Origin of the sequence: Pseudomonas sp. 02C 26 (assembly GCF_002843585.1) — a bacterium.
Taxonomy (GTDB): Bacteria; Pseudomonadota; Gammaproteobacteria; order Pseudomonadales; family Pseudomonadaceae; genus Aquipseudomonas; species Aquipseudomonas shirazensis.
Map to the genome: position 1 here is coordinate 1,841,271 of NZ_CP025262.1, position 25,287 is coordinate 1,866,557.

At 61.5% G+C, this 25,287-nt stretch carries 22 protein-coding genes; 3 read left to right on the top strand and 19 right to left on the bottom strand.

What is annotated here, in order from left to right:
* Nucleotide 1: 1 nt before the first annotated feature.
* Nucleotides 2–388 (bottom strand): helix-turn-helix domain-containing protein, encoded by a 387-nt coding sequence (locus tag CXQ80_RS08420; RefSeq protein WP_101318367.1) that lies wholly within the window; start codon nt 386–388, stop codon nt 2–4.
* A gap of 245 nt (nt 389–633) precedes the next feature.
* Between CXQ80_RS08420 and CXQ80_RS08425 the strand changes: the two genes are divergently transcribed.
* Nucleotides 634–927 carry an ogr/Delta-like zinc finger family protein gene (locus tag CXQ80_RS08425; protein ID WP_256585715.1) on the top strand — a complete coding sequence of 98 codons (294 nt, stop codon included), beginning with the start codon at nt 634–636 and terminating at the stop codon, nt 925–927.
* A gap of 67 nt (nt 928–994) precedes the next feature.
* On the opposite strand, the gene nuoN is transcribed toward CXQ80_RS08425, so the two are convergent.
* The 15 genes from nuoN to CXQ80_RS08500 all read right to left on the bottom strand — a co-directional run bounded on the left by nuoN (nt 995) and on the right by CXQ80_RS08500 (nt 19,125).
* Complete coding sequence (gene nuoN, locus CXQ80_RS08430; protein WP_101318369.1) at nt 995–2,464, bottom strand: NADH-quinone oxidoreductase subunit NuoN; 1,470 nt, start codon at nt 2,462–2,464, stop codon at nt 995–997.
* A 7-nt stretch (nt 2,465–2,471) separates the two neighbouring features.
* Nucleotides 2,472–4,004 carry an NADH-quinone oxidoreductase subunit M gene (gene nuoM / locus CXQ80_RS08435; RefSeq protein ID WP_101318371.1) on the bottom strand — a complete coding sequence of 511 codons (1,533 nt, stop codon included), beginning with the start codon at nt 4,002–4,004 and terminating at the stop codon, nt 2,472–2,474.
* A 49-nt stretch (nt 4,005–4,053) separates the two neighbouring features.
* Nucleotides 4,054–5,907: an NADH-quinone oxidoreductase subunit L gene (gene nuoL, locus CXQ80_RS08440; RefSeq protein ID WP_101318373.1), complete on the bottom strand. Its 1,854-nt coding sequence runs from the start codon at nt 5,905–5,907 to the stop codon at nt 4,054–4,056.
* A complete protein-coding gene (nuoK, locus tag CXQ80_RS08445) occupies nt 5,904–6,212 on the bottom strand; it encodes an NADH-quinone oxidoreductase subunit NuoK (RefSeq protein ID WP_101318375.1) in 309 nt (102 codons plus the stop codon). Before nuoK ends, nuoL begins: the two co-directional genes overlap by 4 nt.
* Nucleotides 6,213–6,215: 3 nt before the next feature.
* The gene (nuoJ, locus tag CXQ80_RS08450; RefSeq protein WP_101318377.1) at nt 6,216–6,716 is read right to left on the bottom strand and encodes an NADH-quinone oxidoreductase subunit J; all 501 of its coding nucleotides are present in this window, start codon (nt 6,714–6,716) and stop codon (nt 6,216–6,218) included.
* A gap of 10 nt (nt 6,717–6,726) precedes the next feature.
* Nucleotides 6,727–7,275 carry an NADH-quinone oxidoreductase subunit NuoI gene (nuoI, locus tag CXQ80_RS08455; protein WP_101318379.1) on the bottom strand — a complete coding sequence of 183 codons (549 nt, stop codon included), beginning with the start codon at nt 7,273–7,275 and terminating at the stop codon, nt 6,727–6,729.
* Between the two features lie 11 nt (nt 7,276–7,286).
* Entirely contained in the window at nt 7,287–8,294 is a 1,008-nt protein-coding gene (gene nuoH, locus CXQ80_RS08460; RefSeq protein WP_101318381.1) for an NADH-quinone oxidoreductase subunit NuoH, read from the bottom strand.
* Nucleotides 8,291–11,005, bottom strand: a complete 2,715-nt coding sequence (gene nuoG, locus CXQ80_RS08465) for an NADH-quinone oxidoreductase subunit NuoG (protein ID WP_101318382.1) — start codon at nt 11,003–11,005, stop codon at nt 8,291–8,293. The genes nuoH and nuoG overlap by 4 nt, the downstream gene beginning before the upstream one ends.
* 134 nt (nt 11,006–11,139) lie before the next feature.
* Nucleotides 11,140–12,516 (bottom strand): NADH-quinone oxidoreductase subunit NuoF, encoded by a 1,377-nt coding sequence (gene nuoF / locus CXQ80_RS08470; RefSeq protein WP_101318384.1) that lies wholly within the window; start codon nt 12,514–12,516, stop codon nt 11,140–11,142.
* The gene (gene nuoE / locus CXQ80_RS08475) at nt 12,513–13,010 is read right to left on the bottom strand and encodes an NADH-quinone oxidoreductase subunit NuoE (protein WP_101318386.1); all 498 of its coding nucleotides are present in this window, start codon (nt 13,008–13,010) and stop codon (nt 12,513–12,515) included. Before nuoE ends, nuoF begins: the two co-directional genes overlap by 4 nt.
* 2 nt (nt 13,011–13,012) lie before the next feature.
* The gene (nuoC, locus tag CXQ80_RS08480; RefSeq protein ID WP_101318388.1) at nt 13,013–14,794 is read right to left on the bottom strand and encodes an NADH-quinone oxidoreductase subunit C/D; all 1,782 of its coding nucleotides are present in this window, start codon (nt 14,792–14,794) and stop codon (nt 13,013–13,015) included.
* A 79-nt stretch (nt 14,795–14,873) separates the two neighbouring features.
* On the bottom strand, nt 14,874–15,551 hold the full coding sequence (locus CXQ80_RS08485; protein WP_101318390.1) for an NADH-quinone oxidoreductase subunit B: 678 nt from the start codon (nt 15,549–15,551) through the stop codon (nt 14,874–14,876).
* A 9-nt stretch (nt 15,552–15,560) separates the two neighbouring features.
* On the bottom strand, nt 15,561–15,974 hold the full coding sequence (locus tag CXQ80_RS08490; RefSeq protein ID WP_101318392.1) for an NADH-quinone oxidoreductase subunit A: 414 nt from the start codon (nt 15,972–15,974) through the stop codon (nt 15,561–15,563).
* 590 nt (nt 15,975–16,564) lie between these two features.
* Entirely contained in the window at nt 16,565–17,890 is a 1,326-nt protein-coding gene (gene aceA / locus CXQ80_RS08495) for an isocitrate lyase (protein WP_101318394.1), read from the bottom strand.
* A gap of 500 nt (nt 17,891–18,390) precedes the next feature.
* A complete protein-coding gene (locus tag CXQ80_RS08500; protein WP_101322980.1) occupies nt 18,391–19,125 on the bottom strand; it encodes a secretin N-terminal domain-containing protein in 735 nt (244 codons plus the stop codon).
* 200 nt (nt 19,126–19,325) lie between these two features.
* Between CXQ80_RS08500 and CXQ80_RS08505 the strand changes: the two genes are divergently transcribed.
* Nucleotides 19,326–20,768 carry a SulP family inorganic anion transporter gene (locus CXQ80_RS08505; protein ID WP_101318396.1) on the top strand — a complete coding sequence of 481 codons (1,443 nt, stop codon included), beginning with the start codon at nt 19,326–19,328 and terminating at the stop codon, nt 20,766–20,768.
* Between the two features lie 55 nt (nt 20,769–20,823).
* Here the strand turns inward: CXQ80_RS08505 and fusA are convergent, their stop codons facing one another.
* Together fusA and CXQ80_RS08515 are read right to left on the bottom strand one after the other, a co-directional pair.
* Nucleotides 20,824–22,935 carry an elongation factor G gene (fusA, locus tag CXQ80_RS08510; protein ID WP_101318398.1) on the bottom strand — a complete coding sequence of 704 codons (2,112 nt, stop codon included), beginning with the start codon at nt 22,933–22,935 and terminating at the stop codon, nt 20,824–20,826.
* A 98-nt stretch (nt 22,936–23,033) separates the two neighbouring features.
* Nucleotides 23,034–23,462, bottom strand: coding sequence for a hypothetical protein (locus tag CXQ80_RS08515; protein WP_101318400.1), 429 nt, complete (start codon nt 23,460–23,462; stop codon nt 23,034–23,036).
* 181 nt (nt 23,463–23,643) lie between these two features.
* Here CXQ80_RS08515 and CXQ80_RS08520 point away from each other — a divergent pair, with 181 nt between their 5' ends.
* Nucleotides 23,644–23,943: a hypothetical protein gene (locus CXQ80_RS08520; protein WP_101318402.1), complete on the top strand. Its 300-nt coding sequence runs from the start codon at nt 23,644–23,646 to the stop codon at nt 23,941–23,943.
* Between the two features lie 18 nt (nt 23,944–23,961).
* Here the strand turns inward: CXQ80_RS08520 and CXQ80_RS08525 are convergent, their stop codons facing one another.
* A complete protein-coding gene (locus CXQ80_RS08525; RefSeq protein WP_101318404.1) occupies nt 23,962–25,212 on the bottom strand; it encodes an aspartate aminotransferase family protein in 1,251 nt (416 codons plus the stop codon).
* Nucleotides 25,213–25,287: the final 75 nt, after the last annotated feature.

Sequence of the window (25,287 nt, forward strand, 5' to 3'; positions counted from 1 at the left end):
GTCAGGCCGAATGCACGGCGGCGCTCAGTTGCTCGAGGCGCCGCTCCAGTTCCTGCAGGCGCAGTCGGTCCACGATTTGAACACGCAAGGCTTGCTGGTCGGCAGGCGCCAGCCCCTGCACCAGATCAAGCAGCTCTTGCGCCGCGTTTGTTGGCCCTGCCTGGGCTGTCCGTGCCGGGCTGCCAATGCCAAGCAGCAACCAGTCCAGTGACACGCTGTGGCGGTTGGCAGCTTCTATGCAAAACGCGTAGGGAATGCTCTCGCGCACCTTCCAGCTGCTCAGGGTCTGCGGACTGACGCCCAGCACTTTTGCAAGTGCGGAATCACTGCTGGTGCCGGTTAACTCCTTTAACCGGTGCAACACCGAAACTAGAGAGGTATTACTCATTATGAATATTCCTGATGAGTTCTGATAAGATCGATGGCTCGGATGTACTCAATATGAATAATCTGGATGGATCCTTACCCGCACCGCATGGTACGTAATTATGATAGTGATGAATATTCTGATAGCGCGCGGGAACAACTTGCCCAGCTGTTGTCGGAGCGACACACAGACTGCCGGTTTTCAGGTGTTCTTGCTGCCGACACGTTGTTCCCTACGACAGACCCACCTGATTGCAGGAGGGCGCTGTGAGTAATTACAAACTGGTGTGCCCGCATTGCAGCAGCCGGATGCGCATCCGCACCAGCGAAGGGCGGCATGTGTTTCTCAGGGTCGCTTACCTGCAGTGCATCAATGAAGCCTGTGGCTGGTCTGTGCGTGCCGAGTTCGAAATGACCCACGAACTGTCGCCCAGTGGCATGCCCAATCCGGATGTCCAGTTGCCCAGCGCCAACCGCGAGCTGCGCCACGCTGCTCGTAACCCTGACCCGCCAAGGAAACCCGAGCCTGAACCCAGGCAGGGCGCGCGTACGTCGATCTGATCGGAGTGAGCCTGTTGCCCATAAAAAAACACCCCGCAGATGCGGGGTGTTTTATCTTGCCGGATGATCAGCCGATCAGTTGCAGGCCGGCCTGCTGGACCATCTCCAGCAGCGGCTGCGGGTATACACCGAGGACAAAGGCGAGCAGGGCAATTGCCAGCAGCATCACGCCACCTGTCTGCTGCTCCCACTTCAGCGGCGCGTCGTGGCGACGCAGGTTCGGCTCGACCAGGTACAGGGTGACCATGACGCGCAGGTAGTAGTAAACGCCGATGGCGCTACCAATCACCAGTGCACCGACCAACCACCACAGTTGCGACTCGACGCCAGTGGCGATGATGTAGAACTTGCCGATGAAGCCTGCGGTCAGCGGTATACCCGCCAGCGACAGCATCATCACGGTCATCACCGCAGTCAGGTACGGACGACGCCAGAACAGGCCGCGGTACTCGTACAGGGCGTCGGCGTCACGGCCGGCGTATGGCGACGACATCAGCGTGATCACGCCAAACGCGCCAAGGCTGGTGATCACATAGGTGACCAGGTAAACACCCATGGCTTCCATGGCCAGGCCTTTGCTGGCGATCAAGGCGATCAACAGGTAGCCGAAGTGGGCGATCGACGAGTAACCGAGCAGACGCTTGAGGTTACTCTGGGTCAGCGCCAACAGGTTACCGATCAGGATCGAAGCTACGGCGATTACCGCCAGTACTGTGCTCAGTACACCGCTGCTGGCAGCAGGCGAGATCATGTACAGACGCATCAGCACCGCGAACACGGCAACCTTGCTGGCGGTGGCCAGGAACGCTGCGACCGGCGCCGGGGCGCCTTCGTAGACGTCCGGGGTCCACAGGTGAAACGGTACCAGCGACAGCTTGAAGGCCAGACCGACCAGCATCATGCCCAGACCCATCTGGGCCAGCAGGCTTGGCATGTTGGTGCTGGCCAGCGCCTTGGCGATGCCGTCGAAGCTTAGGGTGCCTGCATCGGCATACAGCAGCGCCATACCGAACAGCAGGAACGCCGAACCTGCAGCCGACAGCACCATGTACTTGATACCGGCTTCCAGCGATCGCTTGTTGAAGAACGCGTACGCCACCAGCCCGTAGACCGGCACCGAGAGCAGCTCCAGACCGATGAACAGCCCCGCCAGGTGGTTGGCGCTGACCAGTACCAGGCCGCCCAGTGCCGACATGAGCAGCAGCAGGTAGAGCTCTTCGCGGTTACCTGGGTAGCCTTTGGAACCTTCGCCCAGATAAGCATGGGCCAGGGTTACGCAGGCCAGGGTAGCGACCAGCATGATCGCCATGTACAGGCAGGCGAACTTGTCGATGGTGATCAACGGGGTGATCGCCAGCGGCGCGACTTTCAGTGCTGGCAGGATCGACAGCAGTGCAGCGTTGAGACCGATGGTCGACAGCAGGAAGGTCTGCGAGTGGTTGCGCTTCCAGGCGATCGCCAGCATCACCACAACCGTGGTGAGGGTGGTGATCAGCATCGGCGCCAATGCAATGAAGTGTTGAGTGGTGAATTCCATAGCGCTCTTACCGTGCCGAAGCGAGTTGAGTGAATGCGGAACCGAGCCACTGCTGCACGCCACTCATGGTGGCGGCAGAGGTGTCGAGGAACGGCTGCGGGTAGACGCCGAGCACGATCAGCAACACGGCCAGGCCCAGCACCATGATCAGCTCGCGGCCGTCCATGCCAGCAAGCACAGTCTCGGACTTGCTTGGGCCGAAGTAGGCGCGGTGGATCATGATTAGCGAGTAGACCGAACCGAACACCAGGCCAGTGGTGGCAATCACGGTGAACCACGGCACGTGGGCGAAGCTGCCGATCAGGATCAGGAACTCGCCGACGAAGTTGCCGGTGCCCGGCAAGCCCAGCGAAGCAGCTGCAAAGAACAGGCTGATGGCCGGCAAATAGGCGATACGGTGCCACAGACCGCCCATTTCACGCATGTCACGGGTATGCAGGCGCTCGTACAACTGGCCGCTGAGGATGAACAGCGCGGCAGCCGAAACACCGTGTGCCAGCATCTGGATCACCGCGCCTTGCAGGGCTTGCTGGCTGCCGGAGTAGATACCGATCAGCACGAAGCCCATGTGCGAGACGCTGGAGAAGGCGATCAAGCGCTTGATGTCGGTCTGCGCGAAGGCCAGGAAGGCCCCGTAGAAGATACCGATCAAGCCCAGGGTCATGGCGATCGGGGCAAACTCGGCCGACGCGTTCGGGAACAGCGGCAGAGCAAAGCGCAGCAGGCCATAGGCAGCGGTTTTCAGCAGGATACCGGCGAGGTCGACGGAACCGGCAGTCGGCGCCTGGGCGTGAGCATCAGGCAACCACGAGTGGAACGGCACTACCGGCAGCTTCACCGCGAAGGCAATGAAGAAGCCCAGCATCAGCAGGTACTCGGTACCGGCCGGCAGGTCGGCCTTGAGCAGGTCGCTGTAGTTGAAGGTGATGACGCCAGTGTTGCCGTAGTTGACCAGTACCAGGGCGAGAATCGCCACCAGCATGATCAGACCACTGGCCTGGGTGAAGATGAAGAACTTGGTCGCCGCGTAGATCCGGGTCTTCTTGCCATCCGCCGAGCTGTGACCCCAGAGCGCGATGAGGAAGTACATCGGCACCAGCATCATTTCCCAGAAGAAGAAGAACAGGAACAGGTCCAGTGCCAGGAACACACCGACCACGCCGCCCAGAATCCACATCAGGTTGAGGTGGAAGAAGCCGACGTGGCGCTGGATCTCTTTCCACGAGCACAGCACCGAAAGCACACCGAGCAGGCCGGTGAGCAGGATCATCAGCAGCGACAGGCCATCCAGCGCCAGGTGGATGCTGATGCCGAAGCGCTTGATCCATTCGACTTTGTATTCGAAGGCCCAGGCAGGTTCGGCGCCCGGAGCAGGGGCCAGGGTGTAGTCACCGTTGGCCCACAGCCAGAGGCCGATACCGAGCAACAGGGACATGGTCAGCAGTGCAATCCAGCGCGGCAGGGTAGAGCCGAAGCGCTCACCCAGCCAGCACAGGAAGCCGCCGATGAAGGGAATCAGGATCAGCCAAGGCAAAATCATGACGGGTTCGTTTCCTTTGGCAAAGTCGCAAGGTTCGCAAGTGTGAAAGTCATACCGCAGCCACCAGCACGGCGCCGAGTACGAGTACTGCACCTACGGCGATCGAAGCGGTGTACCAGCGCAGCTGGCCGGTCTCGGTCTTGCTCATGGCGACATGACCGCCACGTGCCAGCCGAGGAATCAGGCCGATGCCGCGATCTACCGGGTCCTTGCGCAGCAAGTGGCAGATCAGCAGGTAAGGTTTGACGAACAGCTTGTCGTAGATCCAGTCAAAGCCCCAGGCGGCGAACCACCAGGCCGTGAGCAGGCGACCGATGCCGCTGTTGGCGATGGCCGTGACCAGGCGACGCTTGCCAAGGAACAGCATGGCCGCCAGCAGGATACCGGCGATGGCAATGGCGCCCGAGGCGATTTCCAGGCTGTGCTTGGCTTCGCCACCGGCATGGCCGACGCTCTGCGGCAGCACACCCGCCAGTGGTGGATGGATCCAGGCACCGACAAAGGTCGACAGCACGATCAGCGTGCCCAGTGGCAGCCAGTGGGAAATCCCATGGCCAGCATGAGCTTCGGTCTTGGCTTCGCCATGGAAGGCAATGAAGATCAGGCGGAAGGTGTACAGCGAGGTCATGAACGCGCCGAGCAGGCCAGCGTAGAGCAGGCCGCTGTTGCCGCTGGCGAACGCTTCCCAGAGGATCTCGTCCTTGGAGTAGAAGCCTGCGGTCAGGATCGGCAGGGCAGCCAGCGCCGCACCACCGACCACGAAGCTGGCGTAGGCCAGTGGCAGTTTCTTCCACAGACCGCCCATCTTGAAGATGTTCTGCTCGTGGTGGCAGGCAACGATCACCGCACCGGAGGCAAGGAACAGCAGCGCCTTGAAGAAGGCGTGGGTCATCAGGTGGAAGATCGCGCCTTCCCAGGCACCAACGCCCAGGGCCAGGAACATGTAGCCGATCTGGCTCATGGTCGAGTAGGCGAGGATGCGCTTGATGTCGGTCTGCACCAGCGCGGCAAAACCGGCCAGTACCAGGGTCACACCGCCAACGATACCGACCAGGTGGAGGATATCCGGCGCCAGGGCGAACAAACCGTGGGTACGCGCGATCAGGTAGACGCCAGCCGTGACCATGGTCGCGGCGTGGATCAGTGCCGAAACCGGCGTCGGGCCAGCCATGGCGTCAGCCAACCAGGTCTGCAACGGCAGCTGCGCCGATTTACCAACCGCACCGCCGAGCAACATCAGCGTTGCCAGTACCATCCAGGTATCACCAGCCTGGAACTTCTGCGGTGCCAGCACCAGCAGTTCCTGCACATTCAAGGTACCCAGCTGGGCGAACAGAATGAACATGCCGATGGCCATGAACACGTCGCCGATACGGGTCACGACAAAGGCCTTGAGGGCGGCGTTACCGTTGTTGCGGTTGCTGTAGTAGAAACCGATCAACAGGTACGAGCACAGGCCCACGCCTTCCCAGCCGAAGTAGATGAACAGCAGGTTATCGCCCAGGATCAGGAACAGCATGCTGGCGATGAACAGGTTGGTGTACGAGAAGAAGCGCGAGTAGCCGGCTTCGCCACGCATGTACCATGAGGCGAACAGGTGGATCAGGAAGCCGACACCGGTGACCACGCCAAGCATGGTCACCGACAGGCCGTCCAGATAGAGGGTGAAGCTCGGCGCAAAGCCATCCACCGACATCCACTGCCAGAGCAGTTGGCTGTAGGCGCCGCCCTCAGGCGGGGCAACGTTGAATTGCCAGATGACATAGGCCGAGACAGCAGCCGAAAGGCCGATCGAGCCAACGCCAATCAGCGCCGAGAGGTTCTCCGAGAACCGCCCGCGCGAGAACGACAGCAGCAGGAAGCCCAACAACGGGAAGACGAAAGTCAGGAAGAGAAGGTTCATCCGCGCATCTCACTGGCAGCATCGATGTCGAGAGTGTGGAAGCGGCGATACAGCTGCAGCAGGATCGCCAGGCCAATGCTGGCCTCGGCGGCTGCCAGGCTGATCACCAGAATGAACATGACCTGGCCGTCGGGTTGTACCCAACGCGCGCCGGCGACGATAAACGCCAGCGCACAAGCGTTCATCATGACTTCCAGGCTCATGAGCACGAAGAGAATGTTGCGGCGGACCATCAGGCCAACCAGACCAAGGCAGAACAGAATGCCGGCGACTGCCAGGCCGTGTTCCATCGGGATAGTACCCATGATTTACTCCTTCGCCTCGTTGCGGCCCAAATGGAAGGCGGTGACGGCCGCAGCAAGCAGCAGCATCGAAGCCAGTTCGACCACCAGCAGATACGGACCGAACAGGCTGATGCCGACGGTCTTGGCGTCCACGGTGGTGCCGCTGATGCCCGCGCCGCTTGGCGCAACGAACAGCACATAGAGCAATTCAGCCAGCAGCAAGGCGCCCAGCAGCACCGGCCCGGCCCAGATCCCTGGGGTTAGCCAGCCGCGCTCCTGGGCGACCGAAGCCGGCCCCAGGTTGAGCATCATCACCACGAACACGAACAGCACCATGATGGCGCCGGCGTAGGCGATCACTTCCAGGGCACCGGCAAACGGTGCACCCAGCGAGAAGAAGATCATCGCCACGGAAATCAGCGAAATGATCAGGTAGAGCAGGGCGTGTACGGGGTTGGTGCCGGTAACCACCCGCAGGGTGGAAACCACGGCAATCCCGGATGCAAAGTAGAAAGCGAATTCCATCTTTCTGTCCTTATGGGAGCAAGCTCTTCACGTTGATCGGCTCGGCTTCGTTCTGTGCAGCGCCTTTCGGCTTGCCAGCGATTGCCATGCCCGCAACACGGTAGAAGTTGTAGTCAGGGTATTTGCCGGGGCCGGAGATCAGCAGATCTTCTTTCTCGTACACCAGGTCCTGACGCTTGAACTCGGCCATTTCGAAATCCGGAGTCAGCTGGATTGCGGTGGTCGGGCAGGCTTCTTCGCACAGGCCGCAGAAGATGCAGCGCGAGAAGTTGATGCGGAAGAACTCCGGGTACCAGCGACCGTCCTCGGTCTCGGCCTTCTGCAACGAAATGCAGCCGACCGGGCAGGCCACCGCGCAGAGGTTGCAGGCTACGCAACGCTCCTCACCATCGGGGTCGCGGGTGAGGACGATGCGGCCGCGATAGCGCGGCGGCAGGTACACAGCTTCTTCTGGGTATTGCAGGGTGTCGCGCTTGCGGAACCCGTGGGAGAACACCATGGCCAGGCTGCGCAGCTGCGTGCCGGTGCCCTTAACGATGTCGCCGATATACTTGAACATGGGTCAAATCCTCACTGGGCCGCGACGGCTGGCGTGTTGTAAAGCACGATCGCAGCGGTCACCAGCAAATTGATCAGGGTCAGCGGCAGGCAGAACTTCCAGCTGAAATCCATCACCTGGTCGTAGCGCGGACGCGGGATCGACGCACGGAGCAGGATGAACAGCATGATGAAGAACGCGGTCTTCAGGGCGAACCAGAGGAACGGCACCTGCGGCAGGATGCCGAACGGGCCATGCCAGCCACCGAAGAACAGCGTTACCAGCAGCGCCGAGATGAGGATGATGCCGATGTACTCACCGACGAAGAACATGCCCCACTTCATGCCGGCATATTCAATGTGGTAACCGTCGGCCAGTTCCTGCTCGGCTTCTGGCTGGTCGAAGGGGTGACGGTGAGTCACGGCCACGCCAGCGATGAAGAAGGTGCAGAAGCCAAAGAACTGCGGAATGATGAACCACAGGTTCTGCGCTTGATATTCGACGATGTCGCGCATGTTGAACGAGCCAACCTGCACGACCACGCCCATCAGCGCCAGGCCCAGGAACACTTCGTACGACACGGTCTGCGCCGAGGCCCGCAGGGCACCGAGCAGGGCGTACTTGTTGTTCGACGACCAGCCTGCGAACAACACCGCATAGACCGACAAACCGGCCATGGCGAAGAAGAACAGCAGGCCGATGTTCAGGTCGGCAACACCCCAGCTTGGGGTGATCGGGATGATCGAGAAGGCAATCAGCAGTGCGCTCATGGCCACTACGGGTGCCAGGGTGAAGATCACCCGATCAACGAACGGCGGGTTCCAGTCTTCCTTGAAGAACATCTTCAGCATGTCGGCTGCGATCTGGAACATGCCGAACGGGCCAACCCGGTTCGGACCGTAACGGTCCTGCCACCAGCCCAGCAGGCGCCGCTCGACAAAGCTGAGCAGCGCGCCGCAGACCACTACCGCGAGCAAGACCACAACGGCCTTGACCACGGCGATGATCGCGTCGATCACTTCGGGGGTGAACCAGGTCATTGTGCTGCCTCCTGCAGGCCTTCGACGGATGCACCGAAGATGGCCGGTGGTATCCCGGCCAGGCCTTTCGGCAACGCGACCAGGCCTGCGCCCAGCTGTTCATTGATACGCAGCGGCAGGCGCAGCGAGACGCCAGCGACGGTCAGGCTGAGCAGCGTGCCTTCATTGACGCCGAGGCGGTCTGCTTCGGACTTGGCCAAGGCCACATAGGCCGGCTGGATGCGCTCTTGCACCGGTGCAGCGCGCGAGGAGGTTTCTTCGCTGCCGAACAGGTGGAACAACGGCACCGCTGTCCAGGTACCACGGGCCGGGCTGAAGGCTGCCGGGATCGCGCTGAACCAGTTCAGACGGTCACCCTGCGACTCGATCAGGCGCACGCCTGGGTCACCTGCACGCAGATGGCCACCGACCTCATCCTGAAACTTGTTCCAGGCTTGCGGCGAGTTCCAGCCCGGCGACCAGGCGAACGGCACTTGTTGGCGCGGTTCGACCGAACCCGAGTAGCCTTCCATGGAGAAGGCGAACGCGGTGTCCTTGTCTTGCGGAGTACGCGGCTCGTGCACGCTGATGTTGGCGCGCATAGCCGTACGGCCGGAGTAGCGCAGCGGCTCACGGGCAAGCTTCAGGCCCTTGATGCGGAACGCAGCACTAGGCGCGGCGTTGACGATCGCGGCCAGTTGCGGCGTGGCGGCAGCGCAGGCGCTGGTGACGTGGTCCAACTGAGTCCAGTCGACCGGCTTGTTGAGCAGGGTCGCGCGCAGGGCGTGCATCCAGCGCCAGCCTTCGTGGATCTGGATGCTGCTGTCCATGTAGGTCGGATCGAACACCTGGAAGAAGCGCTGGGCGCGGCCTTCCTGGCTGACCAGGGTACCGTCGCCTTCGGCAAACGATGCCGCCGGCAGGACCAGGTGAGCGCGCTCGCTGGTGGCAGTCTTGGAGTGGTCGGCAACGATGACCACTTTGGCCGCAGCCAGAGCAGCGTCGACTTTGGCCGCCGGAACACGGGCGTACAGATCGTTTTCGACCACGACAATAGCGTCAGCCTTGCCGCTGATGACCGCATCCAGCGCAGCGTCCACCGAATCACCACCGAGCATGGCCAGGCCGAGGCTGTTGGCCTCAGGCACCACCAGGCTCAGCGAACCATTCTTCTCGCGCAGCTTGAGCGCTTTGGCGATGTTGGCGGCGGCTTCGATCAATGCAGGTTCGGCCAGGGAAACACCCGACACCACCAGCGGACGCTGGGCAGCGACCAATGCATCGGCGATACGCTGGGCCAGGGCCTTGGCCTCGTCGTCCAGACCGATTACCGCTGGAGCACTTGGATCGATTGCATGGGCAACGGCGAAGCCCAGGCGCGCCAGGTCGGCGGGGGCGGCGTGCACGCACTCTTCAGCGACGTCATCGAGCTTGGTTTCAGTCAGGCTGGCGATAAACAGCGGGTACAGCGCGTGCTGACCGATGTTTTTCACTGCGGCGTCGAGCCACGGCTGTACGCGCATCGCGTCGGCCATGGCCTCGGCCTTGCCTTTGGTGGCCTGGCGAACCGACAGGGCGACGCGCGCTGCGGTTTGGGTCAGGTCTTCACCGAGTACGAACACCGCATCGTGGTCTTCGATGTCGCGCAGGGTCGGCACCGGCAGCGGGCTGTTGTTGAGCACGTCCAGCACCAGGCGCACGCGCTTGAGCTCGGCAGCTTCCATGCCGGAGTAGAAGTACTCGGCACCGACCAGCTCGCGCAGGCCGTAGTTGCTTTCAAGGCTGGCCCGTGGCGAACCGATACCAACGATGGTGCGGCCGCGCAGCAGGTCGGCAGCCTTGTCCAGCGCAGCATCGACGCTCAGCTTGTTGCCATCGGCCAGCAGCGGCTGGCGCGGACGGTCCTTGCGGTTGACGTAGCCGTAACCGAAGCGGCCACGGTCGCACAGGAAGTACTGGTTGACCGAACCGTTGAAGCGGTTTTCGATACGACGCAGTTCGCCGTAGCGCTCACCCGGGCTGATGTTGCAACCGCTTGAGCAGCCATGGCAGATGCTTGGGGCAAACTGCATGTCCCACTTACGGTTGTAACGCTCGGAGTGGGTCTTGTCGGTGAACACACCGGTCGGGCAGACCTCGGTGAGGTTGCCGGAGAACTCGCTCTCGAGCACGCCATCTTCAACGCGACCGAAGTAGACGTTGTCATGGGCGCCGTAAACACCCAGGTCGGTGCCGCCGGCGTAGTCCTTGTAGAAGCGCACGCAGCGGTAGCAGGCGATGCAGCGGTTCATCTCGTGTGCGACGAACGGGCCGAGGTCCTGGTTCTGGTGGGTACGCTTGGTGAAGCGGTAACGGCGCTCGTTGTGGCCGGTCATTACCGTCATGTCTTGCAGGTGGCAGTGACCGCCTTCTTCGCAGACCGGGCAGTCGTGCGGGTGGTTGGTCATCAGCCATTCGACGACGCTGGCGCGAAACGCCTTCGACTCGTCGTCTTCGATGGAAATCCAGGTGCCATCGCTGGCAGGAGTCATGCAGGACATGACGATACGACCGCGGGTGTCGTTTTCGTCGGTGTACTGCTTGACCGCACACTGGCGGCAGGCACCGACGCTACCAAGCGCCGGGTGCCAGCAGAAATAAGGGATGTCGAGGCCGAGCGACAGACAGGCCTGTAAGAGGTTGTCTGCACCGTTGACTTCGAGCGCTTTGCCGTCTACGTGGATAGTGGCCATGGTTCAAAGTTCTTCGTTGGCCCGCGTGAGCGGGCGTGGCTAATGGAAATCTGTGTGCCTGCGGCTCGCATCGGTCAATACCGTGCGCGCCTGCGAGGCTGGCGGGTGGCACGGACCACCCGCATGCAAATGTGTTACGCGCCGGCCACAGTCGGTTCGACCTGGATCGGCTTGGCCAAATCCGGGCGCAGGGTGTGCTCGCTGGTAGCAGCGACACCGGCCTCGAACTCGGAGCGGAAGTATTTGATGGCGCTGCCCAGCGGCTCGACGGCACCCGGTGCGTGGGCACAGAAGGTACGACCAGGGCCGAGGAAGTTGACCAGGCCCAGCAGCGTCTCGATGTCTTCTGCCTTGCCCTGGCCGTTCTCCAGCGCACGCAGCATCTTCACGCTCCACGGCAAGCCGTCACGGCACGGTGTGCACCAGCCACACGACTCACGGGCAAAGAACTCTTCCATGTTGCGCAGCAGCGACACCATGCTGACGCTGTCGTCGACTGCCATGGCCAGGCCGGTACCCATCCGGGTGCCAACCTTGGCGATGCCGCCGGCGTACATCTGCGCGTCGAGGTGCTCAGGCAACAGGAAGCCGGTACCGGCGCCGCCTGGTTGCCAGCACTTGAGCTTGAAGCCATCGCGCATGCCGCCGGCGTAGTCTTCGAACAGCTCACGGGCGGTCACGCCGAAGGGCAGTTCCCACAGGCCTGGGTTTTTCACCTTGCCGGAGAAGCCCATCAGCTTGGTGCCGTGGTCTTCGCTGCCTTCGCGGGCCAGCGACTTGTACCAGTCAACGCCATTGCCAACGATGGCCGGCACGTTGCACAGGGTCTCGACGTTGTTCACGCAGGTCGGCTTGCCCCATACGCCAACGGCGGCAGGGAAGGGCGGCTTGGAGCGCGGGTTGGCGCGGCGGCCTTCGAGCGAGTTGATCAGCGCGGTTTCTTCACCGCAGATGTAACGCCCGGCACCGGTGTGAACGAACAGCTCGAAGTCAAAACCGCTGCCGAGAATGTTCTTGCCCAGCAGGCCAGCGGCCTTGGCTTCGTCGATCGCACGGTTGAGGTTTTTCGCGGCGGTGGTGTATTCGCCACGCAGGAAGATGTAACCGCGGTAGGCCTTGAGGGCGCGGGCGCTGATCAGCATGCCCTCCACCAGCAGATGGGGCTGTTGCTCCATCAGCATGCGGTCTTTCCAGGTGTTGGGCTCCATTTCATCCGCATTGCACAGCAGGTAGCGGATGTTCATGGATTCGTCTTTGGGCATCAGGCCCCACTTCACCCCAGTGGGGAAGCCGGCGCCACCACGACCCTTGAGGCCGGCGTCCTTGACGGTCTGAACGATGTCGTCCTGGGACATCTGCGCCAGTGCCTTGCGGGCAGCGGCGTAGCCGTCCTTGGCCTGGTACTCGTCGAGCCAGATCGGCTCGCCGTCGTCACGCAGGCGCCAGGTCAGCGGGTGAGTCTCGGCGGCGCGCGCAATGCGGTTGGCCGGGCCGAAGGAAGTGATGGTCATACGTAACCCTCCAGCAGTTTGGTCACGCCAGCAGGCTGCACGTCGCCAAAGGTGTCATCGTCGATCATCAGCGCCGGGGCCTTGTCGCAGTTGCCCAGGCAGCACACCGGCAGCAGGGTGAAACGCCCGTCTGCAGTGGTCTGGCCGAGGCCGATGCCCAGCTCGCTCTGGATCTGGCTGACCACCGACTCGTGGCCGCCGATGTAGCAGACCATGCTGTCGCAGACACGGATGATGTGCCGGCCGACCGGCTGACGGAAGATCTGGCTGTAGAAGGTGGCCACACCCTCGACGTCGCTGGCAGGGATGCCAAGCAGCTCGCCAATCGCATAGATGGCGCCGTCCGGGACCCAGCCGCGTTGCTTCTGGACAATCTTCAGGGCTTCGATGGACGCCGCACGCGGGTCCTCGTAGTGGTGCTTTTCGTGCTCGATGGCCGAGCGCTCGGTTTCGCTCAGGGCGAAACGGTCGGTTTGGATAAGCGTGTTATTCATGCTTAGCGGTCCACGTCAGCCATAACGAAGTCGATACTGCCCAGGTACGCGATCATGTCCGCGACCATGCTGCCTTTGATCACCGAAGGGATCTGCTGCAGGTGCGGGTAGCTCGGCGTACGAATCCGGGTGCGATAGCTCATGGTGCCGCCGTCGCTCGTCAGGTAGTAACTGTTGATGCCCTTGGTCGCTTCGATCATCTGGAACGACTCGTTGGCCGGCATGACCGGGCCCCACGAGACTTGCAGGAAGTGCGTGATCAAGGTCTCGATGTGCTGCAGGGTGCGCTCTTTCGGCGGCGGCGTGGTCAGCGGGTGATCCGCCTTGTACGGGCCTTCCGGCATGTTGCGCATGCACTGGTCGATGATGCGGATACTCTGGCGCATCTCCTCGACGCGGACCATGCAGCGGTCGTAGGCATCGCCGTTGTTGGCCAGCGGCACTTCGAACTCAAAGTTCTCGTAGCCGGAGTATGGCCGCGCTTTACGCAGGTCGAAGTCCAGGCCAGTGGAACGCAGGCCGGCACCGGTGACGCCCCATTCCAGGGCTTCTTTGGTGTTGTAGGCGGCAACACCGATGGTCCGGCCCTTGAGGATGCTGTTCTGCAAGGCGGCCTTGTTGTACTCGTCGAGGCGCTTGGGCAGCCAGTCGACGAAGTCCTTGACCAGTTTCTCCCAGCCGCGTGGCAGGTCGTGGGCGACGCCACCGATGCGGTACCAGGCCGGGTGCAGGCGGAAACCGGTAATCGCTTCGATCACGGTGTAGGCGCGCTGGCGGTCGGTAAAGGTGAAGAACACCGGGGTCATGGCGCCGACGTCCTGGATGTAGGTTCCCAGGAACAGCAGGTGGCTGGTGATGCGGAAGAACTCGGCGAGCATGATGCGGATCACGTCGACCTTCTGCGGCACCTGGATCCCCGCCAGCTTCTCGACCGCGAGCACGTACGGCAGGTTGTTCATCACCCCACCGAGGTAGTCGATACGGTCGGTGTAGGGGATGAAGCTGTGCCAGGACTGACGCTCGGCCATCTTCTCGGCGCCACGGTGGTGGTAACCGATGTCCGGCACGCAGTCGACGATCTCTTCACCATCCAGCTGCATGACGATACGGAAGGCACCGTGCGCAGACGGGTGGTTCGGGCCCAGGTTGAGGAACATGTAGTCCTCGTTGGCGCCCTGACGCTTCATGCCCCAGGCTTCCGGGTTGAAACGCGCCGACTCTTCTTCAAGCTGCTGCTTGGCCAGGGTCAGGCTGAACGGATCGAATTCGGTGGCGCGCGCGGGGAAGTCCTTGCGCAGCGGGTGACCTTCCCAGGTCGGCGGCATCAGGATACGGGTCAGGTGCGGGTGGCCGGCAAAGTCGATGCCGAACATGTCCCAGACTTCACGCTCGTACCAGTTGGCATTTGGCCAGATACCGGTCACCGAAGGCAGGTTGAGGTCGCCTTCACTGAGCGAGACCTTGATCATCACGTCGCTGTTACGTTCTACCGAAAGCAGGTGGTAGAACACGCTGAAGTCAGCTGCCGGCAGGCCGCGGCGATGAGTGCGCAGGCGCTCGTCGACACCGTGCAGGTCGAACAGCATGCTGTACGGCTTGGCCACGTTGCGCAGAAACGCCAGCACTTCCTTGAGTTGGGCGCGCTTGACCCACAGCACCGGCATGCCGGTACGGGTCTCCTGGGCGACGAAGGCGTCGGCGCCAAAGCGGTTGTTCAGTTCGACGACCACATCTTGGTCGTCAGCCTTGTAAGGCGGAATATAAATAGCGGTGTCCGCTGTCATGGTCTCGGTCGCTTTCGGTCAACGTAGAGAATGAAGCCAGACCGCCGGCTCCAGGGGGAGCGGGCGGCAGGTCGCTGGATCAGACTTCGTCGGGGCTGCGCAGGTTGGTGACCTGAATACGCTGTTCACGACGCAGGTCTTTCTGGGCAGGCATCTCGGCACGGTAAATGCCTTGATCGCCTACTACCCAGGAGAGCGGACGTCGTTCTTGCCCGATCGATTCCTGCAGCAGCATCAAGCCTTGCAGGAACGCCTCGGGGCGTGGCGGGCAGCCGGGTACGTAGACATCCACGGGGAGGAACTTGTCGACCCCCTGAACGACCGAGTAGATGTCGTACATGCCACCGGAGTTGGCGCACGAACCCATGGAAATGACCCATTTTGGTTCGAGCATCTGCTCGTACAGGCGCTGAATGATCGGCGCCATCTTGATGAAGCAGGTACCGGCGATGACCATGAAGTCGGCCTGACGCGGCGAGGCCCGGATGACTTCGGCGCCGAAGCGGGCGATGTCGTGGGGTGCCGTGAACGCCGTGGTCATTTCCACGTAGCAGCAGGACAGGCCGAAGTTATACGGCCACAGGGAGTTCTTGCGACCCCAGTTGACCGCACCACGAAGCACATCTTCGAGTTTCCCCATGTAGATGTTCTTGTGGACCTGGTCTTCGAGCAATTGATCGGTAACGGTTTCCCGCTCACCGACCGGATATTGCTCGTTGGGTGCATCCGGATCGATTCTGGTGAGATTGTATTGCATGCCAAAGCCTCATTGTTTCAGCTTCGCTTGCCGCTTGCGACGACCTTCGGGAGCCCAATCGAGGGCCCCGACGCGCCATAGGTAGACAAGACCTGCCAACAGAATTGCTATGAAAACGAGTGCTTCGACGAATCCGGTCCAGCCGCTTTCGCGGACGGACACAGACCATGCAAAGAGAAAGAGGGCTTCGATATCGAAGATCACGAAGAGCATCGCGACCAGATAGAATTTTGCCGACAGGCGCATGCGCGCCCCGCCGGTAGGCAGCATGCCGGATTCAAAGGGTTCGTTCTTGGCGCGGCCCCAGGCTTTGCTGCCGAGCAGGGCGGACAGGCCGAGCATGAAGGCGCACAGGCCGACGACACCCAGAAGGAAGATGGCAAAGCCCCAGTTGTGGGCGATGAGTCCTGCTGAATCCGACATGCTAGAAATCCTTATACAGAGACCCAGCTCTGCAGTCTGAAATAAGTAACGCGGCGACGCGGTGTCGCGGGTGCAGTGACCAAATGTCGCAGCTGAATCAATCGCGCTGATTTTATGGGTAAACCAAGAGCAAGTAAAATTTCTATGGCAAATTAATTCTTCGGTTTAACTACAAAAACCGATTGTAACTGGCTGAAAGCCTTGATTTTCGGGCATTGCGGCTGGTTTTGTTAATTATGTTTCCTGCATCATGTAACGGAATGCAAGTTGCGTAATGATAATTAATATCGTTTGGGGTGGTGCGGTTCATTTTACTTGGTCTGATGCTTGCAAAGTTGCTGGCGGTGCTTTTTGGTTGCAAATGCGAAGGGCTCTCGTTCTAGCAGCTTTTTAAACGGTTTGCCCCGCTCTGGATCAATGGTCTGGTGAGTACTGGGGCGGGTTGTTCGCTTCTGGGAGCATAGACCTGATCCGGCTTTTTGCTCATACGCTGCCTGGGAGCTGGTCGGCCCTTTCTCGCTAACCATAAAAAAACCCAGGCTCCCTCACCGGGAGCCTGGGCCTGCTCATTCCATCAACCAACCGCTACCTCAATGGAACTGCTCTTCCTCGGTCGAGCCGGTCAGCGCTGTCACCGACGAAGCGCCACCCTGGATTACGGTGGTCATGTCGTCAAAGTAGCCAGTGCCGACTTCCTGCTGGTGCGCAACAAAGGTATAGCCCTTGCTGGCATCAGCGAATTCCTGCTCTTGCAGCTTCACGTAGGCGGTCATGTCATTGCGCGCATAGTCATGCGCCAGGTTGAACATGCCGTGCCACATGTTGTGGATGCCGGCCAGGGTGATGAACTGGTGCTTGTAACCCATGGCCGACAGCTCGCGCTGGAATTTGGCGATGGTTGCGTCGTCGAGGTTCTTCTTCCAGTTGAACGACGGCGAGCAGTTGTACGACAGCAGCTGGTCCGGGTATTCCTTCTTGATCGCCTCGGCAAATCGGCGGGCTTCATCCAGGTCTGGCTTGGCGGTTTCGCACCAGATCAGGTCGGCATACGGCGCGTAGGCCAGGCCACGCGAAATTGCCTGATCGAGGCCAGCGCGTACTTTATAGAAACCTTCACGGGTGCGCTCGCCGAGCACGAACGGCTGGTCGTACGGGTCGCAATCGCTGGTCAGCAGGTCGGCGGCGTTGGCGTCGGTACGAGCCAGGATAATGGTCGGTACGCCCGCAACGTCAGCAGCCAGGCGCGCAGCCACCAGCTTCTGTACAGCTTCCTGGGTCGGTACCAGGACCTTGCCGCCCATGTGGCCGCATTTTTTCACCGAGGCCAGCTGGTCTTCGAAGTGCACGCCTGCGGCGCCCGCTTCGATCATGTTCTTCATCAGCTCGTAGGCGTTGAGCACGCCGCCAAAACCGGCTTCGGCGTCGGCCACGATCGGCGCAAAGTAGTCGACGTAGCCTTCGTCGCCCGGGTTCTTGCCCGCTTTCCACTGGATCTGGTCGGCACGGCGGAACGAGTTGTTGATGCGCTTGACCACGGTCGGCACCGAGTCAACCGGGTACAGCGACTGATCGGGGTACATCGACTCTGCCGAGTTGTTGTCGGCGGCGACCTGCCAGCCGGACAGGTAAATAGCCTGGATGCCGGCTTTGACCTGTTGCACTGCCTGGCCGCCGGTGAGCGCTCCCATGCAGTTGACGAAGTCCTTGTCCGGACGGAAGGACGGGTGGGCACCTTGGGTGACCAGCTTCCAGAGTTTCTCTGCGCCAACCTGGGCCAGGGTGTGCTCCGGTTGCAGCGAGCCACGCAGACGAACGACATCGGCGGCGGAGTAGGTACGGGTCACGCCTTTCCAGCGCGGGTTCTCGGCCCAGTCTTTCTCGAGGGCTGCAATTTGCTGTTCGCGTGTCAGTGCCATGTGATTAAAACCTCGTCGCATCATTCTTGGGGTAGTTGTGGTGCTGATGCTCAAAAGTCGCGGATCAGAGCGCCTGACGGCTGTCCTGTTCGAAGGAGGTACGACGGCGAACGCCAAGGCTCGAAGGGGAAGGAGGGCGCAGCTCGGGCAAGGTGCGGCGACAGGTCGGCTCGTGGATGCCTTGCTGTGGCGCGACAGGATTTGCCTGGTGACTGCGGTGATGCGCTTCCGTCCCTCGGGACAACTTCTCGTTGCAGTCGCAATCCGGTCGAACCGCCTTGTGGGCCGTATAGACACGAGACGCCTCCAGGGGTAGCCGGAGCGCGCCTCGAAGACCCTTGCCAGGGCCTCTGATTAGCGGGAGCGAGGCCATCATGCCCTTGTCAAAAAGTGCCTGTCAAATGGTTTGTAGTGCTTTTTTTGGTCTACTACATCTTTGGTCTAATGCGACTCCACAGTCAGTTTCAAGGCCTTTGGTCGAAGCCTCGAATTGCCTGGGTTCAGTCGAGAAGGTCGACTCTGACACGCAAAGTCATGTTTTCTCCGCGTTGCGTGCTGTAACTGTGGCTTGACGCACTCCGTTCAGCCTGGCTCTGCTGGTTGTACCCGGCCAAAGTAATCCACTCGCCAAGCCTGCCGGTTACGGTTGTGTCGGTGCTCTGCACTTTCACTACATCGGGACGTTCGCTGCTCATTCGATCATTATTGCTGCTGATTGCCAGCCGCACCGTGTCGCCGCTGACGCTGGGTGTGACATAAAAACCCTGGGTCACATTGCGATATTCAGTGTTGCTCTGCACGCGGCCGTAGCCGTCGGTGCTGCTGCTGGTGATCGGCACGCTCTGGCCAACCTGGATCAGCGCCGGCTGGCCGTCACTGGCCTGGATCTGCTGCAGGCCGCCCTCCCGGTTGCTGGTGCCGTAACGAATCACCCGAGCATTGCCACGGTTGTCCTGAAAGTTGCTGTCATTGTTGTCGACGCTGATCAGCAAGCGCTTGGCTTTGCTGTCGAGTTGCTGCAGCAGCGCGCGCAAGTCGCCAATGCGTTCGGGGCTGGCGTTGACGATGAGCTTGTTCTCGAAGGCGCTGACGCTGCCTTCCTTGCCAATAAAGGCCTGCGCGGTGGGCAGCAGCTCGGCACTGCTGCGGTGCTGCAAGGGCAGCACTTCGGTGGCGGCCTGGGCGCCAAGGCTGGTAGCCAGCAGCAGTGAAGCGAGCAGGGGGCGTAGCAGCATGTTGGAGTTCTCCGCAGGTAGTACAGACATGATGGCAAATTTGTCACGGTTGTGCCGGATGAGGATCACAACCTGAGTCAAATGCGCTCAGTCGCCACGCACAGGTGGTTGCCCCCGGACAAATTACGTAACATCGCGCCCCCGCTCGCTGCACGCCCAGATGCCAGCGCTTGCACAGATTGACTGATCTCAGGAAGCCCATGAAACCCGCCCGACTACGCGCCGATCTTCTCGCCGGCCTGACTACTTCCTTCGCCCTGGTACCCGAGTGCATCGCCTTTGCCTTGGTCGCCCATCTCAACCCGCTGATGGGTTTGTACGGCGCCTTCATCATCTGCACCCTGACAGCGCTGTTCGGCGGCCGGCCGGGGATGATCTCCGGCGCGGCCGGCTCGATGGCGGTGGTGATCGTCGCGCTGGTGGTACAGCACGGCGCGCAATACCTGCTGGCAACGGTGCTGCTGGGCGGGTTGCTGATGATCCTGTTTGGCGTGCTGCGCTTGGGCAAGCTCGTAAGGCTGGTGCCGTACCCGGTGATGCTTGGCTTCGTCAATGGCCTGGCCATCGTCATCGCCATGGCCCAGCTCGAGCATTTCAAAAGTGGCGAGCAGTGGCTCAGTGGCACCCCGCTGTACCTGATGATTGGCCTGGTAGCGTTGACCATGCTGGTGGTCTATGTGTTGCCGCGCCTGACCCGCAGCGTGCCGCCGGCGCTGGTGGCCATCCTCGGCGTCGGCCTGCTGGTGTATCTGCTTGATCTGCCGACAAGGACCCTGGGTGAGATGGCACATATCGCCGGCGGCCTGCCGCAGTTGGCTTGGCCGCAGGTGCCATGGACGCTTGAAACGCTGAAAATCATTGCCCCCTATGCGCTGCTGATGGCCATGGTCGGCCTGCTGGAAACCCTGCTGACCCTTAACCTCACCGACGAAATCACCGAGAGCCGTGGCTTTCCAGACCGTGAATGTGTGGCCCTGGGCGCGGCCAACGTGGTCTCGGGCATGTGCGGTGGCATGGGTGGCTGCGCGATGATCGGGCAGACCATGATCAACCTCAGCTCCAATGGCCGTGGGCGGCTGTCGGGGGTAGTGGCTGGCGGCATGATCCTGCTGTTCGTGTTGTTCCTGTCACCATTGATCGAGCGGATACCGCTGGCGGCACTGGTCGGGGTGATGTTCGTGGTGGCCCAGCAGACCTTCGCCTGGGCCTCACTGCGGGTGTTGCACAAGGTACCCGTCAGTGATGTGCTGGCGATCATTGCCGTGACCGTGGTCACGGTATTCACCGACCTGGCCATGGCGGTGCTGTTCGGGATCATCCTTGCGGCGATCAACTTCGCCTGGCAGCATGCCCGCGAGCTGTACGCCGACAGCCATGTCGATAGTGATGGCAACAAGCACTATCAGGTACACGGCACGCTGTTTTTTGCTTCCACGGCGGCGTTCCTCAACCAGTTCGAGCCCACGCAGGACCCTGATGGGGTGACGCTGGATTGCAAGCACCTGAGCTTTGTCGACTACTCGGCGGTGGCGGCGTTGCAAACCTTGCGCGAGCGTTACAGCAAGGCCGGCAAGCATCTGCGTGTTGTGCACCTGTCCGAGCGCTGCAAGAAGCTGCTCAAGCGGGCAGGGGCCCAGCACTGATTGACCATGCCTGGGCCGGCGTGGATGCGCGGCTCAGGCATAACAACCCGCTGGCCTAGTTGCCGGTGTTCTTCTTGATGATCGCCTCGGCGATAGTGGCCGGCGCCTCACCGTACTTGGTGAACTCCATGGTGTAGCTGGCCCGGCCCTGAGTCATCGAGCGCATCTGCGTCGAGTAGCCAAACATCTCACCCAACGGCACCTCGGCGCGGATCACCTTGCCGGCCGGCGTCTCTTCCCCTTCCTGGATCATGCCGCGGCGCCTGCTCAGGTCGCCGATGATGTCGCCCTGATATTCATCGGGGGTGACCACTTCAACCTTCATCACCGGCTCCAGCAATACCGCGCCGCCTTTCTGCGATAGTTGCTTGGTGGCCATCGACGCCGCGATCTTGAAGGCCATCTCGTTGGAGTCGACATCATGGTAGGAACCGTCGAATACTGCCGCCTTGAGGCCGATCAGCGGATAGCCGGCCAACACACCATTGTGCATCTGCTCTTCGATGCCCTTCTGGATGGCCGGGATGTACTCGCGCGGTATGACCCCGCCGACCACCTCGTTGATGAACTCCAGGCCCTCTTTACCTTCCTCGCCTGGCGCAAAGCGGATCCAGCAGTGGCCGTATTGGCCGCGGCCACCGGATTGACGGACGAACTTGCCTTCGATTTCGCAGGTGTTGCGGATCTTCTCGCGGTAGGCGACCTGCGGTTTGCCGATGTTAGCCTCGACGCCGAACTCGCGACGCATGCGGTCGACAATGATGTCCAGGTGCAGCTCGCCCATGCCGGAAATGATCGTCTGTGCGGTTTCTTCGTCGGTCTTGACCCGAAACGACGGGTCTTCCTGGGCCAGCTTGCTCAAGGCAATGCCCATTTTCTCTTGATCGGCCTTGGTTTTCGGCTCGACCGCCACCGAAATCACTGGGTCGGGGAAGTCCATGCGCTCAAGGATGATCGGCTTGTTCAGGTCGCACAAGGTATCGCCGGTGGTGACGTCCTTCATGCCGATCAGCGCGGCGATGTCGCCGGCGCAGACGTTCTTGATCTCGGCCCGCTGGTTGGCGTGCATCTGCACCATACGGCCAACCCGTTCCTTTTTGCCTTTGACCGAGTTGAGCACGGCATCGCCCGAACTGAGGATGCCGGAGTAGACCCGCGCGAAGGTCAGCGTGCCTACGAACGGATCTGTGGCGATCTTGAACGCCAGCGCCGAAAACGGCTCATTATCGTCGGCGTGGCGCTCCAGCGGCCGGTCGTCGTGGTCCGGGTCGGTGCCTTTGATGGCCGGTATTTCGCTGGGGGCGGGCAGGTAGTCGATAACCGCATCGAGCATCAACGGCACGCCCTTGTTCTTGAATGACGAGCCGAGTACGGTCGGCACGATTTCATTGGCGATGGTGCGCTGACGCAGGCCGGCCTTGATCTGCTCGTTGCTCAGCTCCTGGCCGTCCAGATACAGCTCCATGAACTGGTCGTTGGCCTCGGCGGCCGCCTCGACCAAGTGCGCACGCCACTCGTCGGCCAGTGCCTGCAACTCGGCGGGGATGTCCTCTTCGCGGTAGCTGGCCCCATTATCGGCGTCATTCCAGTAGATGGCTTTCATCTTCAGCAGATCGATCTGACCGATGAAGTTTTCTTCGCTGCCGATCGCCAGCTGAATCGGCACGGGGTGGTGGCCCAGGCGTTTGTCGATCTGCTTGACCACGCGCAAGAAGTCCGCACCCTGGCGGTCCATCTTGTTGATGTAGGCCAGGCGCGGCACATGGTACTTGTTGGCCTGGCGCCAGACCGTCTCGGACTGTGGCTCGACCCCGTCGGCCGCACTGAACACCACGACCGCACCGTCGAGCACACGCAACGAGCGCTCAACTTCGATGGTGAAGTCAACGTGGCCGGGGGTGTCGATGATATTGAAGCGAAACTTGTCGGCGAACTGCTTGGTCGAGCCCTGCCAGAAGGCGGTAGTGGCGGCTGAGGTGATGGTGATGCCGCGCTCTTGTTCCTGTGCCATCCAGTCCATGGTCGCCGCGCCGTCATGCACCTCGCCCATCTTGTGGTTGACGCCGGTGTAGAACAGGATGCGTTCGGTAGTGGTGGTCTTGCCGGCGTCGACATGGGCGACAATGCCGATATTGCGGTACAGCTCGATGGGGGTCGTGCGGGCCATGGTCAGTCACCTGAGGTGAATGCGCGGGAGGGGTATTCCCACGGTAGCAGACGGCACGCCGCCTGCTAGCCCAATGGCCGGCTATGCGAGGAACGGTGTCAGTCGGCCTGAGCCTGCAACTGCCACTTGCCGTCGACTTCACGCGCCAGGCCGCTGGCCGGTAGTAGTGCCAGCAGGCGTTGATGCAAGGCCGGGTCGGTGAAGCCTTTGACGGTATCCAGGTCGAGCTCGCCGAGCAATTGCATGTCGGTCTTGGTGTACGACAGCCAGGCCTTCTTCAGGTACTGCAGCACATCACTGCCCGCCGTGTTGGCGAAGCGCCGGTTGAGCGTGCGGCCTTCCAGCTCGAAGGTGTGGCGGTGGCTGTAGTTGCTCTCGTCGCCTGCGCCTTCGACGCAGCGGTAGCAGCTGCAGGCGCCATCGCCGAAGGCGTTGCGCAGGTAGCTGTTGAAGTCCACGACGGGCTTGAGGGAAAGGCGTTTGTCGACCTCGAACAGGTCGGCGGTCATCGGTTGTTCAGCGCTCACGCGGTGTCCTCGTGTGGTGTGGCGTGCATCGGCGGGCACCCTAACAGATCGGCGCTTTTTCGGCCATGCGCGCTGGCGCCCGCGCACATCCGGTCGTCTGCCACTCGCGCGGCGCCGCGTGCTGCCGTAACCTATCGCCCCCGGTGCCCGCGCGCCGATCCCAACCCATGAGGCAAGTCGCTTGAACAAGTTTCCGTACATCGCCACCATCACCGTCAGCAGCGAAGACCGCGGGGGCGACACTGAAGCATCGGAGAACGTCAACATGCGGGTTGGCATCGAGGCTGTGACCGAGACCTTGAAGAAGGTGCATTTCGTCGCTGCACTGGCGGCCCCGGAAAAACCTGCCACGCACATCTGTGTGACGCTGGAGAACGGCCTGGTTTATTACGGCCCGATCGTCAATGGTCACGCCGAACTCGAAGGCGGCTGGATCGCCTTCGAGTCCGACATGCTTACCCCGCAAGAGCTCGGCCTGTAAGCCTCAGCCCAGCTCAGCTCAGCCCAGCTCGGCCAGGCACTGCTCGAAGATATCCAGGCCTGCTTCGAGCACCTCTGCCTCGATGGTCAGTGGTGCCAGCAGGCGAATGATATGGCGCGCCTTGCCGCTGGGCATCAGCAGCAACCCCTTGCTGCGCGCCGCTTGCAGCAGTTTGGCCAGCTGCGCCGGGGCTGGCGTGCCGTCGGCATTGACCAGTTCGATGCCACGCATGGCGCCGACCCCGGTCAAACGACCCAGTGACGGGTACAGCCCTGATGCCTTCCAGCGTTGATAGCGGCCGACGATAGCTTGCTCATGGCGTTCGCCCCAGGTCGCCAGATTGGCGTCGGTCATCTGTGCCAGACTGGCCAGCGCCGCTGCGCAGGCAATCGGGTTGCCTGAATAGGTGCCACCCAGGCCACCCTTGGGCAACGCTGCGAGCAACTCCCGGCGGCCCACTACTGCGCCCAGCGGCATACCGCCGGCCATACTTTTTGCCAGCAGCAGCAGGTCGGGTTCGATCCCCAGTCGCGGGAAGGCAAAACGCTGCCCGGTACGGCCGAAGCCGGATTGAATCTCGTCGATGATCAACAGAATCCCGTGCTCATCGCAGAAGCGCCGCAGGGCTTGGGCGAACGTCGGATCAAGCGCGAGGAAGCCACCTTCGCCCTGCACCGGTTCAAGAATGAAAGCAGCCACATCCTCCACTGCCAGTTCGACGCTGAACAGCCGGTCCAGGGCCTTGAGCGCCTGTTCACAGCTGACATCGGTGTCATTGCTGGGGTAGGGCAGGTGATAGACCGGGCCCGGCAAATCGCCGACCCGCTGCTTGTACGGTGCGACCTTGCCATTGAGGTTGAGCGTGGCCAGCGTGCGGCCGTGGAAGGCGCCGTCGAAGGCAATGATCGCGCGCTTGCCGGTGGCGCCGCGGGCGACTTTCAGGGCGTTCTCGGCAGCTTCCGCGCCGCTGTTGGTAAGCATTCCGGCCATGGGGTAGCTGAGCGGCACAAAGCTGCTCAGTTGCTCCATCAGTTGCAGGTACGGGCCGTGGGCGGCAGCGTTGAACGCATAGTGGGTCAAGCGACCGGCCTGCTGTTGAATCGCTGCAACTACTGCCGGGTTGCAGTGGCCCAGGTTGAGCACGCCGATGCCGCCGACGAAGTCGATATAGCCGTTACCGTCGGTATCCCAGACATGCGCATTGAGGCCATGGGAAAGTGTGATGGGGTGAACGATGGAAATGGACTGGCTGATACTTTCCTGATTCATGGGGGCACGCGTACCTTGTTCGATTTTGCTGACTATCCAAGCGCTTTGATCGCCCACGCACAAACGAATAATTCG